Source organism: Rhodococcus sp. BP22, from assembly GCF_014281965.1.
Classification (GTDB): Bacteria; Actinomycetota; Actinomycetes; order Mycobacteriales; family Mycobacteriaceae; genus Rhodococcoides.
Map to the genome: position 1 here is coordinate 280,233 of NZ_JACFTB010000001.1, position 15,382 is coordinate 295,614.

General features: G+C 57.5%; 13 protein-coding genes. 5 read left to right on the forward strand and 8 right to left on the reverse strand.

Annotated features, from left to right (window positions below):
- The first annotated feature begins 150 nt into the window (after positions 1–150).
- The gene (locus tag H2510_RS01280) at positions 151–486 is read left to right on the forward strand and encodes a hypothetical protein (RefSeq protein ID WP_186626597.1); all 336 of its coding nucleotides are present in this window, start codon (positions 151–153) and stop codon (positions 484–486) included.
- A 304-nt stretch (positions 487–790) separates the two neighbouring features.
- Here H2510_RS01280 and H2510_RS01285 read toward each other — a convergent pair whose 3' ends face one another.
- The 8 genes from H2510_RS01285 to H2510_RS01320 all read right to left on the reverse strand — a co-directional run bounded on the left by H2510_RS01285 (position 791) and on the right by H2510_RS01320 (position 13,013).
- Positions 791–1,174, reverse strand: coding sequence for a terminase (locus tag H2510_RS01285; RefSeq protein WP_315901163.1), 384 nt, complete (start codon positions 1,172–1,174; stop codon positions 791–793).
- Positions 1,175–1,281: 107 nt separating this feature from the next.
- Positions 1,282–2,007, reverse strand: coding sequence for a hypothetical protein (locus H2510_RS01290; protein WP_186626598.1), 726 nt, complete (start codon positions 2,005–2,007; stop codon positions 1,282–1,284).
- 91 nt (positions 2,008–2,098) lie between these two features.
- A complete protein-coding gene (locus H2510_RS20665) occupies positions 2,099–6,982 on the reverse strand; it encodes a phage tail tape measure protein (protein ID WP_186626599.1) in 4,884 nt (1,627 codons plus the stop codon).
- Between the two features lie 92 nt (positions 6,983–7,074).
- On the reverse strand, positions 7,075–7,404 hold the full coding sequence (locus tag H2510_RS01300) for a hypothetical protein (protein WP_186626600.1): 330 nt from the start codon (positions 7,402–7,404) through the stop codon (positions 7,075–7,077).
- A gap of 2,016 nt (positions 7,405–9,420) precedes the next feature.
- A complete protein-coding gene (locus tag H2510_RS01305) occupies positions 9,421–10,158 on the reverse strand; it encodes a helix-turn-helix domain-containing protein (protein WP_186626601.1) in 738 nt (245 codons plus the stop codon).
- Entirely contained in the window at positions 10,124–10,351 is a 228-nt protein-coding gene (locus H2510_RS01310) for a hypothetical protein (RefSeq protein WP_186626602.1), read from the reverse strand. Before H2510_RS01310 ends, H2510_RS01305 begins: the two co-directional genes overlap by 35 nt.
- A gap of 1,165 nt (positions 10,352–11,516) precedes the next feature.
- Positions 11,517–11,696: a helix-turn-helix domain-containing protein gene (locus H2510_RS01315; RefSeq protein WP_186626603.1), complete on the reverse strand. Its 180-nt coding sequence runs from the start codon at positions 11,694–11,696 to the stop codon at positions 11,517–11,519.
- A gap of 183 nt (positions 11,697–11,879) precedes the next feature.
- Positions 11,880–13,013 (reverse strand): site-specific integrase, encoded by a 1,134-nt coding sequence (locus H2510_RS01320; RefSeq protein WP_186626604.1) that lies wholly within the window; start codon positions 13,011–13,013, stop codon positions 11,880–11,882.
- A 325-nt stretch (positions 13,014–13,338) separates the two neighbouring features.
- Between H2510_RS01320 and H2510_RS01325 the strand changes: the two genes are divergently transcribed.
- From H2510_RS01325 to H2510_RS01340, 4 genes are all read left to right on the forward strand, one after another.
- Positions 13,339–13,602 (forward strand): hypothetical protein, encoded by a 264-nt coding sequence (locus H2510_RS01325; RefSeq protein ID WP_186626605.1) that lies wholly within the window; start codon positions 13,339–13,341, stop codon positions 13,600–13,602.
- Positions 13,599–14,273, forward strand: coding sequence for an alpha/beta fold hydrolase (locus H2510_RS01330; protein WP_186626606.1), 675 nt, complete (start codon positions 13,599–13,601; stop codon positions 14,271–14,273). Before H2510_RS01325 ends, H2510_RS01330 begins: the two co-directional genes overlap by 4 nt.
- Positions 14,274–14,366: 93 nt before the next feature.
- Entirely contained in the window at positions 14,367–14,819 is a 453-nt protein-coding gene (locus tag H2510_RS20670) for a ribosomal protein L7/L12 (RefSeq protein WP_261392667.1), read from the forward strand.
- Positions 14,816–15,352: a GNAT family N-acetyltransferase gene (locus tag H2510_RS01340; RefSeq protein WP_186626607.1), complete on the forward strand. Its 537-nt coding sequence runs from the start codon at positions 14,816–14,818 to the stop codon at positions 15,350–15,352. The genes H2510_RS20670 and H2510_RS01340 overlap by 4 nt, the downstream gene beginning before the upstream one ends.
- Positions 15,353–15,382 lie beyond the last annotated feature (30 nt).

Sequence of the window (15,382 nt, forward strand, 5' to 3'; positions counted from 1 at the left end):
TCTAACTTAGGTACGACGGTCTATTTAGAGTAGGCCGTTCAGGTTTGGTCGACCCTCCGGAAGTTCTGCCGAGGCGGAGCGTTAATCGAGGCAACCAGGGTGAATGACCGCCATCCACCCTCATACCGATTGGTCTGATATACAAACGACATGAGTCAACGCCAGAAGGCATGGGGCATCGTCAGCGTGATCGTGGTCATCCTCGGGATCGTAGGATTCTGGCAGATTCAAGAAGAGAACAAGCGAGCAGACCAGGTGCAAGCGACTCTCATTCGAGACTGCGAGAACCAACTGAACATTGAGCGGTTCGGGCTCCTATCCGGGGGTTCGCGGGTAGAGATACTTGAAGTCAATTACGACCGCGCAACCACCGTCACAACAGGAACTTTCCGAGATCCGCTCGACAGCGATGAACCCGTATTCAACTTCACCTGTGAAGTGAACGGCATTACGACCACTGCAACAGTCGGTACCGAAGTGAACTAGCCCGTCTGGGGCACAACCGTCGATCTTGATTACGACTTCACAGAACCAACCTCAGGCCCCCCGTTGTGGCGCAACCGAACTCCACCCCAACCCACCCTCTGGGAATAGGCGTAAGAATCGATACCCCGCTCACGGCACCAAGCCAACCGGCCCCGGACATAGGCGTAGTAGGCGTACTTCGGCTCCTTCGGCGAAAACGGACAAATCTTGTCCATCCACTCCGACTCCACAAACACCGGAAACTCCTCACCCTCAGGCAGACCGCCATCGAGGGGCTTAGCCGGCTGATCGGTACGTAGACGCATCAAGCACCCACCGACCCCAACGCATACGGCCCCCGCGGACCCTGACGCAGTTGAGGCTTCTTACCCGACTCTTCATCCGGCAACCGCAACGCTGAAAGTAGCCGTGCGAGTGTGATCCTCTGCTGCCTAGCCTCCACCAACGCAGGATGCGCCTTCGAACCCTGCGGACCATCAACCACCACCCCATCCGCCGTCACAGCCGCCTGCAACAAATCGAGCTGGTCAACCGTCCGGGCAGCCTCAAGCAACACAACAGACTCGTGCTCATCCAACTCGTACACATCAACCACCGACCGCCACAACTTCGCACCAGCAGCAGCAAGACCGCTCGGCACCTTCTTTACAGTCATAAAACTCCCATCAGGGTTATTGGTTTCAGCCACTCCGGACTGCGAGGCCCCTTAGCCGAGGCGGAGCGGGGCAGGTTGGTTTGCGTGTCCGTCCCCGGGGGTGGGGGCAGACGGTGTGTGTCTGCCCCCGTTTGGGTTGGTTAGAAGGTGCCGGTGCCGAATGCTGGTCCTTTGCTGGCGGTGGTGGTGAGTTCGTTTGCGGATGTGGTGAGGGCGTCTGCGAACTCTCGGCCAAACTGTGCTCGGCCTAGCTGTGTCTGTCGGGCGTTGTAGTCGACGGGTTCTGCCGGCTCGGGAAGATTTAGTTCTTTGGGCTTGTCGAGGTAGAAATTCATTTCGTCTACGTCGAAGCCTGTGCCGTCACCAGTGGCTGAGTTCCAGAGTTCTACTACAACGTCCGGGTTGGCAACTGCATTGGAGTATGCGTTAGCGACATCGGCCCATCTCTGATCGAATGCGACCGTGACGATTGCTCGGGCGAGGTGGTCATCACCGGACTGAAGTGCACGGTTTAGGGTGGTCAGTGCTTCGGCTTCGAGGGCCGCGTTGTTGTGAGGTTCGGAGTAGGAGGTGGGTAGGAGTTTCGCTGCCCGGTCCTGTGCATCGCGCCAAGAGATAGCGTCAGCACCCGTGAGTGTCTTGGTCGATGGTCCAAAGACCTTCCGCTCTAGTCGCTGACGGTGTGCCTGCTTGGTCCACTCGTGCTTGCCGCGGGCGTAGTCCACTGTCTCTCGGGCTGTGTCGTATGCGGCTGCGATCTGTTGCCGGCGTCCAGTGGCCGACAGGTTGGTGTTGGCGCGGATGGCATCGAGCTTGCCCTTGTAGCCTTCGATGGCTTCTTCTGCGGTATCGAGGTAGTTAGTCATGCGGGTGTCTCCTTGTGTGTGGGTTGTGCTTGTGCCTGGGGGCCGCGCACCGTGTAGATGCGCTGCCCCAGGGTGGTGAATTGGTGGTGACCTATCGGCGTGTGAACGAGAGCGACTGCTGCATCTGCCTGGTCTTCTCCAAACGGATAGCAGCATCAATGTTCTCGGTCTGATAGGTCACGTTCGGCCGGGATGCGTTCTCGGCCAGCCGGTCTACTTGCTTGGTGAATGCCCTCATGTCGAGGCCACCACTACTGCCGGGTGTTTGCCCGACTGCTGCACGGATTGACGCCAGCTCGCTGAACATGTCTCGGTTCTGTTTGCCGGTGTAGACATGCTCGGTGTCTCCGCTGAGGTTCAGTGCAGCCATACCGTGCTTCAACGGTCCGCCACTGTCACGCAGTACCGCGGGCACCAGCAGTTGCGCACTCATGCGGTCCAGCCACTCGTTCGGATTGAAGCGCTTGCTCGGATCTGTCTCTGCCATCTTCAGCAGTTCCTTGTCGAAGGATGCACCGAACAGCTGAGATAGGCCCTTGGCTGCGTTACTGCCGTCACCTTCGACTGGCACTGATTCATAGTTCGCGATGCCAGTGATGATTGCGCCGATACTGCCCATGTCTTCGCTGAGTCCGATAGTCCCGAGAGCATCGCCGAGCATCCCCGTAACGAACGACTTAGCTACGTTGCCGAGAAGGTCTACCGGGTTGGAAGCTGCACTCTTAGAGGACGAACCAGAGCCTTTAGCGGATGCTTTGCCGCCTTCAGCTTGAGTCTTCCGTTCCTCGTCCAAAGCGTTCTTGGCTCGCTGGTACGACAGGTCTGCATCGAGCTTCTCTGCCTCGGTGACACCAGCTTCGGCGTACACCTCATTACGGGCAAGGCGTGCCTTCTCGACAGCCAACTCTGCGGACTTGAGACTGATCTCGTCGTCGTTGAAGTTGGTTGTCAGCTCGGGCGCGTTCGGTGCCGGCGTCTTGTCGTCCGATGCCTTCGATACCACCGCGGTATCACGCTCAAGCTCAAGCTCCCGGACTTTCGCCTCAGCCTGTGCAACCTTCAGGTCGGCTTGTTCCCGGTCCGCCTGCGACTTCTTATCGTTGGCATACGTGGCATCGCGGTCTTCCTGCGCCTGACGGATGGCAACCATTGCAGAGTCGAGAGCAAGCTTGTCTTTCTCGGTCCACGTGGAGTTGACTGCACCATCGAATCCTGTTGCAGCCGCTACCGTTCCGATGCCTCTTGCTTCCGATGCAGCGAGGAGTGCGTCAGCCTCAGACATCTTTTCCGCATAGTTGGACCCATCCGTAAAGGCGGACTGTTGGACCTTCTGTGCAGCGGCAGCCGCACCCATCGAGTCATAATCGAAAGTGGCGAGCTTGTCGTAAAACATGCCGGCAGCCCTCGTCGGGTCCATCCTGTCTTCAGCCGTACCCCACGCACCGTTATCCCGCTGCTGAAACACGCCCGTAGAATCACGGTCACCGCCAGGGATATTCTGCAGATCCGACTCGGCAAGCCCCGCAGCTAATGCTGCACGGATACCGTTATCTGTGATACCCCTACGTCTGCCTTCATCGATGATGGCTTGTGCGATCTGCTCACGCTCAGACAATGGAACATCCGAGGTACCTAGTGCCGGGGAATAACCCAACGCCCAGTGAACGTGGTTGGTGTGGTCGCCGGCCCCGTCATAGAACGACGAGTCAACCTGCGCACCGTCCTTGATTTCCTGCCCACTGAATCGCGGGTCATCGTAGATCAGTTCAAGCGAATCGGGGTATGCCGCTGCAATGGCTTGCGCCAACGCCAACTGCTCATCGGTGTTGCCACTGCCGTTGCTGAAGTCCGCTGCGTTGCCAGACGAGTGGTAGCCGTTGTCCGTCTGGCGCTGCCCTGAAGTCATAGACAGGCCAGGCTGTACCTGGTTGACCCAATCTTCCATCCCGCCAACGATGCCGCCAGAGTTGAAGCCTGGCAGTTTCGGGAAGGTGCCCGCATTGATCATCGCGAGTTCACGGTCGTAGCGTTGCGAGGATCTGCCGTTGACGACCCATTCGCCAGCATCGACGCGGGCTATCGGCATACCTGAAGCGGCAACACCCATGATGCCGTCAGTGACGTTAGTGCCCGGACCAGTAGTGGGCAGACGCCCACCCGCAGCCCTCTTTGGTACAGGAAACGCTTCAGTGAACCCTGCACCGAACGACAGGTCGCCCTTCTTGACGCGAACCGAAATCTCCGCAATCCGCTGCTTGTTGACCACCGCATCTAGTTCCGCATTCAATGCCCGGATCTGCTGTAATGCAGCCTCATTCGGTGCGGTGATCCGCACAATGCCAGGCTTGCCGTTGATGTCAGTTTCGACGGTGGCGCCAACATCGATCAGCCTCTGCTTAGCCTCATCAGTCAAGGCGTCTACCGCGATGTCCAAGGGCTTGCCAACTTCCCCCAACATGCCGAAAATGATGCCTAGCTCGGCCTCCACAGAGTCGGCACCCACCAACGATGCAAGCAGATCGATATTCTTCGGGATCAATCCTTCAGCCTCGATCATCGCCCGCAACGCATCGACACTCACACCAGTAGACGCAGACAGACGTTGCAGACTCTCCTCGTTCTGTGCCCAGATCGGCCCCATATCGGCCCCAGCCTGCGCCGCAGTGATCGTGGCATCCTTGATCTCCAGCAGAGAATCACGGAGCTTAGAACCGTTCTGAGTGGCAGTATTGACCGAGCCATCCTGCCCGATCAGTGCATCACCCCAGCCCTGCGAGGCATCCCATACTTCAGACGTAGCGGCAGCCGTAGCCCGCACCTGATCGTTGTAAGTCTGTAGTGCATCAGAGAGTGGAATTGGTTTACCCGACAACACATCCAAGGCAACCTTCATCGCATTGATACGATCGGTTGCCGAGGAGGATTCATCGGAAAGAACCTTGACGGCATCCCGGAGGTCGAAGAACCCTGGCGTCGTGTTCTTGGCTGTTTCGCGTGCTTGAACGAATGCGTCCCGTAGTGGCTGCAATGCTGCCAGCGCTTCCGCGCCACCATCAGCAGTGCCACGCAAACCTTCGGCTAGTGCGTTCCATTCGGAGTCAGACCCCGCAATGGCGGCAGTCACTTCCTCATTCGTCTTACCAAGGTTACGGAGACCAGATTCAGTCTTCGCGCCTTCCTCAGCCAGCTTCTCCTGCGCGTGCATCGCATCAGTACCAGCCTGACCGACACCACCAAACCAGCCCTTGATATCCGAACCAGCAGCAGCGAAAATGCTGAACGCGCCCGGACCATTCTCAGCAAGCTTGTTGGCCTTCTCGCGAACCTCATCGATCTGCATACCGACAGCGCCGAGAACCTGATCTGACACAGCACCGTTGGACTCTTGGAACGCTTTCGCCATGTCGCGTTGTGCCGCAGAAATGTCCCGCGACGACTCCGAAATAGCATCCTGCTGAGCATCAAGGTTTTTGAACTCGTTACTGATTGCGTAGACAGATGCAGCGGCAGCTACCGCCGCGATCATCCACGGCCCACCCAACACACTGGTCATCGACTTCAAAGCACCAGACGCACCACCCACCCGAGCACTCAAAGTGCCAGCAGCCGCACCCAAAGCACCAACCGGCGTCCCGGCAGCCGCAGCAAGCGCACGCTGCACAGCCATCTGCTGACCGAAGCGTTGCACCGCAGTAGTAGCAGCCACGAACGCACCAGACAGTGCGGCACCTACACCTGTCGTCTTGAGTAGCACCAGTGCAGCCGTCGCGGCCTGTATCGGGCCGGGAAGTGACCTGAACGCAGACACAGCAGTGCCGATGACCGAGAACACTGGTCCAGCGGCAGAAATGACAGTCTTGAAGCCGCCGACAATGGAATCCGTCGCACCCGTCAACTTTTCGGCACCGGATCGGGCGAAGTCCTCCATCGGGCCATCGATCAGGTCGTACAGCTCCAGGGCCAACGTCTCAGCCGAGTTCTGAATGCCAGCCATCGCACCCGGTAACCCCTTGGACTTCGCAGCAGCAACCTCAGCAGCAGCACCCTGACGCTCCACAGCATCATGCATCTTGTCGTAACCAGCTTGCCCTTGTTCGGCAGCGACACCAGCGAGACGCATAGCGTCAGATCCGAACAGGGTTGCAGTAGCAGCCTGGTATAGCTCGGGTGTCATGTTCGCCGCGGCTTCATCCAATTGGCCGAACAGGGATGACATGCCCACGAACTGCCCTTGAGCGTCGTACACCGTGAGACCGAGTTCTTCGATGGCGGCCTGTGCCGGCTTCCCCTGGTCTGTGATCGACAGGAGTGCCGATTTGAGGAGTGTGCCGGCGTCAGAACCTGCGATGCCAGCGTTGGAGAGGACACCGAGGGTTGCAGCCGTGTCCTCGATGGTGAGACCGAACTGATTCGCTACGGCACCAGACTGTGCCAAGCCCGCTGAAATATCGGTGATCTCGGCAGATGATGCGTTGGCCGCATTCGCGAGTACATCGGCAGCGGTCGCCGCGTAGTCAGCATTCAGACCGAACGCCTGTAGCGCCTGGGACTGGATGGTTGCAGCCGCCGCTGCATCGATACCGGCAGCAGCCGCCAACTGGAGTGTGCCCTTCGCACCGTCCATAGCCTGCTGCACAGTGAACCCACCCTTGGCGAGTTCAGTCATAGCCGCAGCAGCATCAGTCGCCGAAGTATTCGACAGGCTGATGTCGTTGCCCAGCTCTTTGGCGCGTGCAGATACAGCCGCCATCTCCGACGCAGTTGCGCTCGACACCGACTGCATCGTGTTCAGCGTGTTCGTTAGGTCGTTACCTAGGGTAATGATTTCTTTGAAGGCTGTTGCTGCACCGAACGCGACACCAAACTGTGCGCCGATCTTTAGTGCACCGTTCAAGCCACGCGAGAGTGCCGAGTTGAAGTTCTGTAAATCTGGCCTGACTTGAATGTCAATAGATCCACCCGGAATGTGGACCACCTACTTTCTACCAAAGCCCTTGTGGGGCATATGTTTTGGGCACAGCAAAGCACCCCGCACGCGGTATGCGTACGGGGTGTGAGAAGCTGCGTTTAGTTACTTGCGGGATGTATCAGTTCGAGGACTTCTTCCTGAGTGACCCCGCGCTTAGCAAGTGCGAGCACCAGTGGGGCTACCGCGCCATTGACCAGCATGCACATCGCGTTCAGCACCACGATCCCAGCGCCTGGCCCTGCACGGCCCGCAGCGTCAGCGACGATCTTCGCGAGCACTTCACCATGCTCTGTCATGTTTTTGAGCATCAGGGCGTACAGCTCGGACGACTCTTCGCGGATCAATGAAAGGTCTATGACCGCCTCGGGCATACCGTCCGCATCGAATATCATGTGATGGTGCTTGCTGGTTGCGGGTCCGTCACTCATGCCGGGTCCGCCTCGGGTTCGCTATCGGCTGGCAGGGCTGCCTGCTGTTTGCGCTGGGATCGGAGAACGTCAGCCGGCGCGTTTGATTGAGGTATTCGCCTCGCACTACGAACCGACTCACGGACCGGGCGCACTCCGCCCTGCACCACTTTCCTCGTACTCAACAGACACTCTCTTTCACTGCGACACTACGACTTTCGTATTCTTCAATCGCATCATTGATACAGTCAGCGAGCGCGTACAGCTCACTACTATCGATCCACCACTGGTGACTCCGGCCATCCCTGGTGGTTCGGTGCATCTGCCACGTATCCAAACCATGTGGACGCCAATTTTTGGCCTTCAGACGCCAACTCGGTTGCTCACTCATCATCTATACCTGCCTCCTCATCGGCCCGTGTGGCGACTTTCTCGGCTTCCAGGGGTTCCCGTGAGGGCAGAACATCTAGGACGGTCTGTGGATGCAGGGACGAATAACGCCCTTTACCGCCATACAGCCGCGGGCATTCCCTCATCGCGTCATCCTCGCCAGCTCATCAGCAAGCACCCAAACAAGGCGTTCTACGCCGCCGTAACGGGTCACCGCCTCTTCGAACGCCGCATTGAAAGCCGCATCATTGGAGTTGCGTCGAGCATTAACGGCCCGCTCGGCAGTCACCCGATCCAACTCGCTAATCCTTGGTGCAGAACTCATTCTGCTCTCTCCAAGTACGGTCGATTTTGTAAGGACGGTGACTGGCATATCAAGCTTTCTTTCGGTGGCCGGCCAACATTCCGTTGATACCGGGATTTCTGGACTGCTGCACACTGATTAAGGCTCTCGACCGAGTACAAGATCCGCGACTTCGATTGGCGGTGCGCTACCACTTCATTGTGTTTGCGCCACATGCGAAGCGTTCTCGGGCTGCGTTCGATATACGTTGATGCTTGGTCTTCTGTGAGCCATCGGGTCAATAGTTGCTCTGGCATAAGTCACACCCTCCTTGCCATCTTGGCAACGATATTAGGGTAAATAAGAGAGAGTCCCCGATATGGTCGAGGATGGATTATTGGCGGATATGCGGAAAGCATGACTTTCACGCTCACACCATACTAATAATTATACCGAGTCATCGTGTCGGACCGCTTTCTTCATTGGACCTTTATGTCCGCGGCCTGGTCCTGCCTTGCCGACGCGCCCTGGTTGGAATCTATTTGCTTTTACTTTTGCGACGTTGGCGGCTTTTGCGCGCATGAGTTCGCCCACCTCGTAAAGCATTTCTCCGTTGCGTTTCCGCATTCGGATTTGTCCTCGTTTGCGGTAGTTGTAGAGGGTTTCGCGGCATGTGCTGCCGATAATCCGATATGCCTCAAATTTGTTGACCCATCGTTCAGCAAATTCTGTCGATGTCGATTCAATCTTGGGAGGTGGTCTCACTTAGTTCTCGCTTCGATTAGCAAGTCGTGGATTGCGGGCCATCGTGCCGCGTGGGATGCCAAGAGGCTATGGATGTGGGAGTGCATTCCCTCTGGTTCTATCCAGTCTGCGGAACGCATCGATGCCAGTAGGCGTGCCGATAGTCGGTCTGCCGGCCTGGGATCGTCGTTGGCTATTCCACGGATATATCCGGCGAGTTCGGGATGGCTGGGATGGTAACGCCAGGTACGACCAAGATTCGTCATGTCGACTTCGCAGGCTTCCGCCCAGTAGGCGAGCACCTCTAGCTGTTGGTCGGCGGCATCGATTACGTCGAGACTCATCGGGGGTTTCGCAGTCGGACCGTTAGCGTTCTTGATTTCTGCGTTCTCCGGGACGGCCTTGGGTAATCTGTAGATACCGCTACGGAGGTATGCGATTGATTCTGGGATTGTCTCGATCATGGCGGTCAGTGAGAATTGGGTGGCATGTTTGGTAGAAACCGGATTCTGGGACATTACAGTCATTTCGGTACCTCGGGTATAGGGTAAGCCTTAAAAGCTGCGTAGCGTGTCCGTGAGGGGGCAGCAATCGCTATCTCCGCCCCCTCTTATTCCCATTCAGCACCAGGGAAGTTTGACCCACGTTTTCTGGTGGGGTTCCCATCCGAGTTTCGCCGCAGTCATCGCTGCAATCTCTTCTGGGGATAAGCGTTCACGCGGCATGTTCATTAGCGGTCGAATATCTACCCCGTCCCCAGCGCCCTTCGTCTCTTCTTCATCGACTGGCAGTGAATGGTCAACCATTGAAGCCTCCCGCTCTTCCCACATAGCTGCCCGCGTCTCTTCAGCGGGTGGCTGCCCGCCCCGGCGAGGGGCATCTAGTCCGCATGTACCCAAATCGGGAATTGATTTGGTTAAAGATTGGGTTTGGTTAGTGGGTATAGTTGAATGGGTATTGTTCGTATCCCCTGTGGGGTACTGGGGGTAGTCCTCTGTGGGGTACTGGGTAGTCCCCTGTGGGGTACTAGGGGTAGTCCTCTGTGGGGTACCACCCTTGATAGTCAACCTGCACGATTCACGCCCATTCGACCAACGAGCAACCTCATACAAAGTCGACTGATTGGGACGGAACTGCCGCTTGATGAACCGTTCATCCTCAAGCTCGGCGATGTACTTGTCCACCGACTTTGTTTGCTTCATCCCCATAGCCGCAGCCAACGTCTTACGTGACGGCCAGACTTTGCCACTCTCGCTATCGGCGTAGCTACTCAAGGCCACGAACAAGGCTTTAGCTTGCGGGGTAATCTCAGAAAAAATTACTTCATTTGGAATCATCGTGAAGCCGGTTGCCGGCATAGCTCTCCTCTGCCTCGAATGCGTCTAGGGCGTCCTGGACGTGATCAGCGAGCTTGCGTAAAGCCGTTGGCGAGAGCTGCCAGTACGCGTCGCGCCCGTCATCGCTCTTACGTGTGAGTACGAACCTGGTCGACTGATACCGGTTCGGCCTCGGGTGGGTTTTCTTGCGTACGATCTCAAAATCTGTAGCCATTTCCTTGGCTCCCTTCAGTTAGGTGGGTGGTTAAGTGCCGGCACGGAACAATGCCGCGACACGTTCCAACGTGGCGGGCGTAATCGGTGGTGCAGCATCGACCAACAGGCGGACATAATCCGCGGTAGTCGAGGGCTTAACGTCAGGAATTACTGTCGGCACAGAGGTCCTTCCAGGCAACGCAGAAAGGCCCCCAGTTGAAGCACTGAGGGCTGAAATGCAATGTCGTGCAAGGGGTTAGCTATCGGGGAAACTGTCTTCGCCGGTCCCGGCTGTCGAGCTAGGTTCGCACAGGTGTTCGAGTATATACCTACACCCGGATTTGTAGCTAGACCACGGGATTTAGCGTGCAACATCCTTGTGCAGTAGTTGGCGTACCTGGAGGTGATCTTGACGTCTCACCAAAGAGTCTTTTCACACATAAAAACCATCCAATGGGCTTTATCATTGGGGGTTTTTGCCCGCCCCGGCGAGGGGCATCTAGTTCGACTAAGAGTTAGACGCTCGCCGCTGGGCGTTCTCCGTAGAGAGTTTCAGGCTGGACAGACGCCCAAAACTCTCCCCGCAGAACCATTGGTAAGGGCATTTTCGAAGTTTGCTAGAAGTTAACTAGGATACGTTTCACCGGCAAAAGGACGCATAGATCGGCATGTGGTTGGTGGAGTTAGATTGGGCGCACCCCTGTACGTGCGCCCATGACAACCTACTCGCTTCGCTCGTGGTTGTTATAACCCCTAAAGGGGTTAACGCGGGCACTCGTGCGGGAACAAACCTCGACTATCGTGGCAATCACGGCCAATCCTGGCATTAAGATTCTAAGCTATCAAACTACCCTCTCGGGCACTCTCACCCAAGAATGGGTCAAACGTCGCTCACAGAGTGAATGAGATAGGCAAGAATGGCCTACTGTAGACTTGACATGAAGCCAAATTGAGAGTAATGCCAAATTCTGGCATCAAGTCGAGCATGCCTCGGCCGAAAACGTTCGCCACGCACCATGCGTCAACTCCCGTACATATATAAGGAGTAGCGCGAACATCGAAGACGGGCAAAATCAGGCAGTCATCCATGTTTGCTGGAAGTTAACTAGAATCAATTCTAGAGCAGAACTTCCCTGCCTGACCCCACCGACTCTGCGCCAAACTCAGCGGGCACCACCAAACAGCTACCGAACCCCGATAGGTGACAACGCCAAATCGAGCTGGGCAGCGTCAACCCGAATCATCCGACCACCAACCCGATAACCCTTCAGCCGGCCAGACGCCAGGTAACGGCGCACCGTCCGATCACAAACACCCAATTCGGCGGCAGCAGCGGAGATAGAAATCAATTTACGTGCAGACATAGCAGTAACTCCCGTGAAAAACACATGCCGGAGCAGCACCGATCTGATGCGCTCGACGGAATGGACGGGCGCGACACCAGGCCGCTCACAGAGCAGCTCACACGTGGCATTTCTTGTCGCTTACAGTCGCAATCCACCCAACTCGAACATCTATTCGAACTGAGTTGGACCATCAAAACACAACTAGTCCGTTTGCGCAACCACCTGTCCATGCCTGACCAGATCGCTTAGAGCATCGGCAATCGCCCGGTCCCTACCCACAGCCCGATGCTGATAACGCATCGCCGCCTGCGGAGTCGTATGCCCCAGCCTGCCCATCAACTCCGCAAGAGTGGCACCCGTACTAGCCGCAAGCACAGCACCCGTATGGCGTAGGTCATGCCACCGCAGATCATCACGACCAGCCAACGCACGAGCCTTGTAGAAATGCCGATACAAACTGGACGGCGCCAGATGTCCACCGTGCACAGCCGGAAACAGCAACGCATCCTTGCCTGATCCAACATGCCGTGACAGATGAGCTTTCAACACAGGAATCAGATGCGGCGGAATCGCAACATCCCGAATACCCGCATCAGACTTCGGAGTAGTCACTTCAAACTTGCCGCCCTCGACCCGAACCGCTCCCCTACGCACCTTCACCACACCCTCGGCGAAATCAAGATCCATCCGCCGAAGCTCCGTCAACTCACCAAACCTGAGCGCACACCACGCCGCAAGCAGAGTCATAGCCTGATACTGGTCAGGCATCGCACCGACCAGCACTTCAAGTTCCTGCAAAGTCGCTGGACGGATCTTCACAACCCGCTTGGATGTTCCCGCCCCCACAATCGTGCAGGGGTTGGAACCAATCAGCCCATCCCCCGCCGCCGTAGTCAGAATCGACTTCAACAGCCCGTAGGCGTGCGAACGGATAGTTGGCTTGCCAATCGCGCACGTCGCCCACCATCGACGCACAGACGCCGGCTCAATCAACTTGATGTCAGTCGCCCCGAACGTCGGCAAGATATAGACATCCAACAGTCCCTGATAATGCTCGCGGGTACGCGTCTTCAAGTCCCTCTGAGCAATCCACGCCTCAGCGAACTCCCCCAAGGTCACAAGAGGTTCATCTGCCTGGCCATTTTGAGGGGACCACAAGTTGCGGTCGATCTCCCGGCGCCTATCCGTCAACCAGGCTTCAGCATCATCTTTCGCCTGAAACGTGGACGGTGCATTGTGCAGCAACCCATCCGGGCCGACATACGAAGCCTGCCAGCGCAGCGACGGTTTCACCTGACGAAGACGCCCGAAGCTCCTACGAGTCCGACCAGCCATCGAACGCCCCTCTCATTCATGCAATAAGCATGCAATAGGAGAGTAACGCAAAGGGTGCTTGTGTCCACAAGTGTCATGCGGTACTGTCCCTCTCATCGCCAGGTCAAAGGCCTTCTTAGCCTGGTCAGACGAATTATCGCCTCACCGCATTGATTCTGGTTCAATCCCAGTATCGCGCACCATACGAATAGACCCCGGCCGAAGCGGCCGGGGTCTATTTTGTGTCTTCAGGTCTGTCGAGATGTTTACCGCCGATGGCGAGTGGTGATTCACGTCATAGACGTGCACTCTGGTTTTCCAGCCCGCGATCGAAAGGACGCCTACGATGGCCGACGACAATCAACCGAGCACCGAGGGTAGCGAACCTCAGGTCAGTTCCGATGCGCACAAGCGCGCTCAGGACGAGGTGGCCGGCATCGACGCCAAGTACGACCCGGGTTCGAGACCAACGGTTGTTCTTCCTGGCACCAACGGAATGGTGTCGGGTACGGCCTTCGCCGACATGGTCGATGGCGACGGAAACTTGAAAGAGGACCATTCGGAAGACTCCGCCGACAGCACGGCGTCGAATGGACACCAGGACGAATGACCGAAGGAACCGACGACGTCGACGTGCCCGAGTTCGTCGATGTAGCGGAGGTGCGCGGATTCCTGCACACGCCGTCGGGTCCCTCATTGGGTTCTCTCGCACTCACTCACGGCGCAGGTGGAAACTCCGACGCTCCGCTCCTCGTCGCCACTGCCGAAGCGTGGTCGGCACGAGGATTCACGGTTCTACGGTTCGATCTGGCGTTCCGACAGCAAAAGCCGTCCGGTCCCCCGCATCCGTCGAAGGCCGACGCCGACCGCGCGTCGATCGACGCAGCGGTGATGTACCTCCGCAGGCTGTACGGCGGCCCCATTTTGCTCGGTGGCCACTCGTACGGGGGTCGGCAGGCATCGATGCTTGTCGCCGAACAGCCAGAACTGGTCGATGGGCTGATTCTGATGTCGTATCCATTGCACCCTCCTGGCAAACCGGAGAAGGCACGCACTGCGCATCTCCCCCAGCTGCGCACTCGAACGATGTTCGTACACGGCACGAAGGACCTGTTCGGTTCACCCGCCGAGCTGTCCGATGCAATCGCGTTGGTGCCTGCTCATACCGCCACGATCGAGATTTCCGGTGCAGGCCACGATCTGTCGGCAAAAAAATACGGAGTAGCCGGCCTGGTTCTCGAGAGGGCACTCGAATTCTTCGATGCGGGGTCCTGGAGTTAGGGCGAATGGCCCCCGGGCGCGCTCGGGCTCGTCGTTATGCAATCGTCATGCCGCCGACTGTCGACTTTCGAGTGAGGTGTTCTACTTAGATCCATGCCCACCTGGGGATGGTTCATCGTCGCATTGGTCCTCATCGATGCCGCAGTGCTCGCGGTCTGGCTCCTCGCGCGCAAGAGTCCACCCAAGAACGCCGCTGCCACAACACAATTGATGCTCGCAGGTCTGGATCACTCGGCGCGCGAAGATATATATCGTCTCGTGGGGGAAAAGAAGAAGATCCACGCAATCAAGTTGTTCCGCGAAAGAACCGGCGCAGGACTCCAAGAAGCCAAAGATGTTGTCGAGTCCGTCGGGCGAGGAAACCCTATCCCCACGCTCGGCGCCTCGACAGATATATCAGGCACGGATACCTGTGCTTGGGCAGACATCATTCCCAGGCTGCGCACCCTCAAGGCCGAAGGCAACATAATTTCTGCCATCAAGCTCTTGCGCGCTCGATCCGAGCTTTCGTTGCGTGAGGCGAAGGCAGCGGTCGACCGCCTGTGACTGTCACCGTATCCACCGCAGGCCTGTGGGACGCCGAGCAGCTAGCCGATGTCGCGGCTGTCACCTTTCCGCTGGCATGCCCGCCTGGCTCGTCCAGAGCAGCAATAGCGGCGTTCATAGACGGCGTTCTATCGCATGAGCGATTCGGTGAGTACCTGGCGGATCCGCAGCGCACCATTCTGGCGGCGACCGACGATGCTTCCATGGTCGGATACGCCATGCTCGTGTCCGGACCACCATCGGATCCGGACGTTGCGCGAGTGCTGACGTACACACCGACGATGGAACTCTCCAAGATGTATGTGCTTCCCGGCCATCACGGGAGGGAAGTAGCGGCGGCACTGATGGCCGAATCGCTGGCCCGGGCAACCCTCAGCGGCTGCGCAGGTATCTGGCTGGGCGTCAACCAACAGAACCTGCGCGCCCAACGCTTCTATACCAAACAGGGATTCGAGATCGTCGGAACCAAAACCTTCACACTCGGCTCCGAGATCCACGATGACTTCGTGATGGAGCGAGCACTACGGTCGTGAATCTGCCGACCCGAGCGTCACCCGGCTGAC

What these genes read in the sequence shown, in the direction of transcription:
- H2510_RS01305 (WP_186626601.1), bottom strand. Translation starts at nt 10,158, where the DNA reads ATGCCGGCAACCGGCTTCACGATGATTCCAAATGAAGTAATTTTTTCT.
- H2510_RS01310 (WP_186626602.1), bottom strand. Translation starts at nt 10,351, where the DNA reads ATGGCTACAGATTTTGAGATCGTACGCAAGAAAACCCACCCGAGGCCG.
- H2510_RS20670 (WP_261392667.1), top strand. Translation starts at nt 14,367, where the DNA reads ATGCCCACCTGGGGATGGTTCATCGTCGCATTGGTCCTCATCGATGCC.
- H2510_RS01300 (WP_186626600.1), bottom strand. Translation starts at nt 7,404, where the DNA reads ATGAGTGACGGACCCGCAACCAGCAAGCACCATCACATGATATTCGAT.
- H2510_RS01320 (WP_186626604.1), bottom strand. Translation starts at nt 13,013, where the DNA reads ATGGCTGGTCGGACTCGTAGGAGCTTCGGGCGTCTTCGTCAGGTGAAA.
- H2510_RS01315 (WP_186626603.1), bottom strand. Translation starts at nt 11,696, where the DNA reads ATGTCTGCACGTAAATTGATTTCTATCTCCGCTGCTGCCGCCGAATTG.
- H2510_RS01325 (WP_186626605.1), top strand. Translation starts at nt 13,339, where the DNA reads ATGGCCGACGACAATCAACCGAGCACCGAGGGTAGCGAACCTCAGGTC.
- H2510_RS01280 (WP_186626597.1), top strand. Translation starts at nt 151, where the DNA reads ATGAGTCAACGCCAGAAGGCATGGGGCATCGTCAGCGTGATCGTGGTC.
- H2510_RS01290 (WP_186626598.1), bottom strand. Translation starts at nt 2,007, where the DNA reads ATGACTAACTACCTCGATACCGCAGAAGAAGCCATCGAAGGCTACAAG.
- H2510_RS01330 (WP_186626606.1), top strand. Translation starts at nt 13,599, where the DNA reads ATGACCGAAGGAACCGACGACGTCGACGTGCCCGAGTTCGTCGATGTA.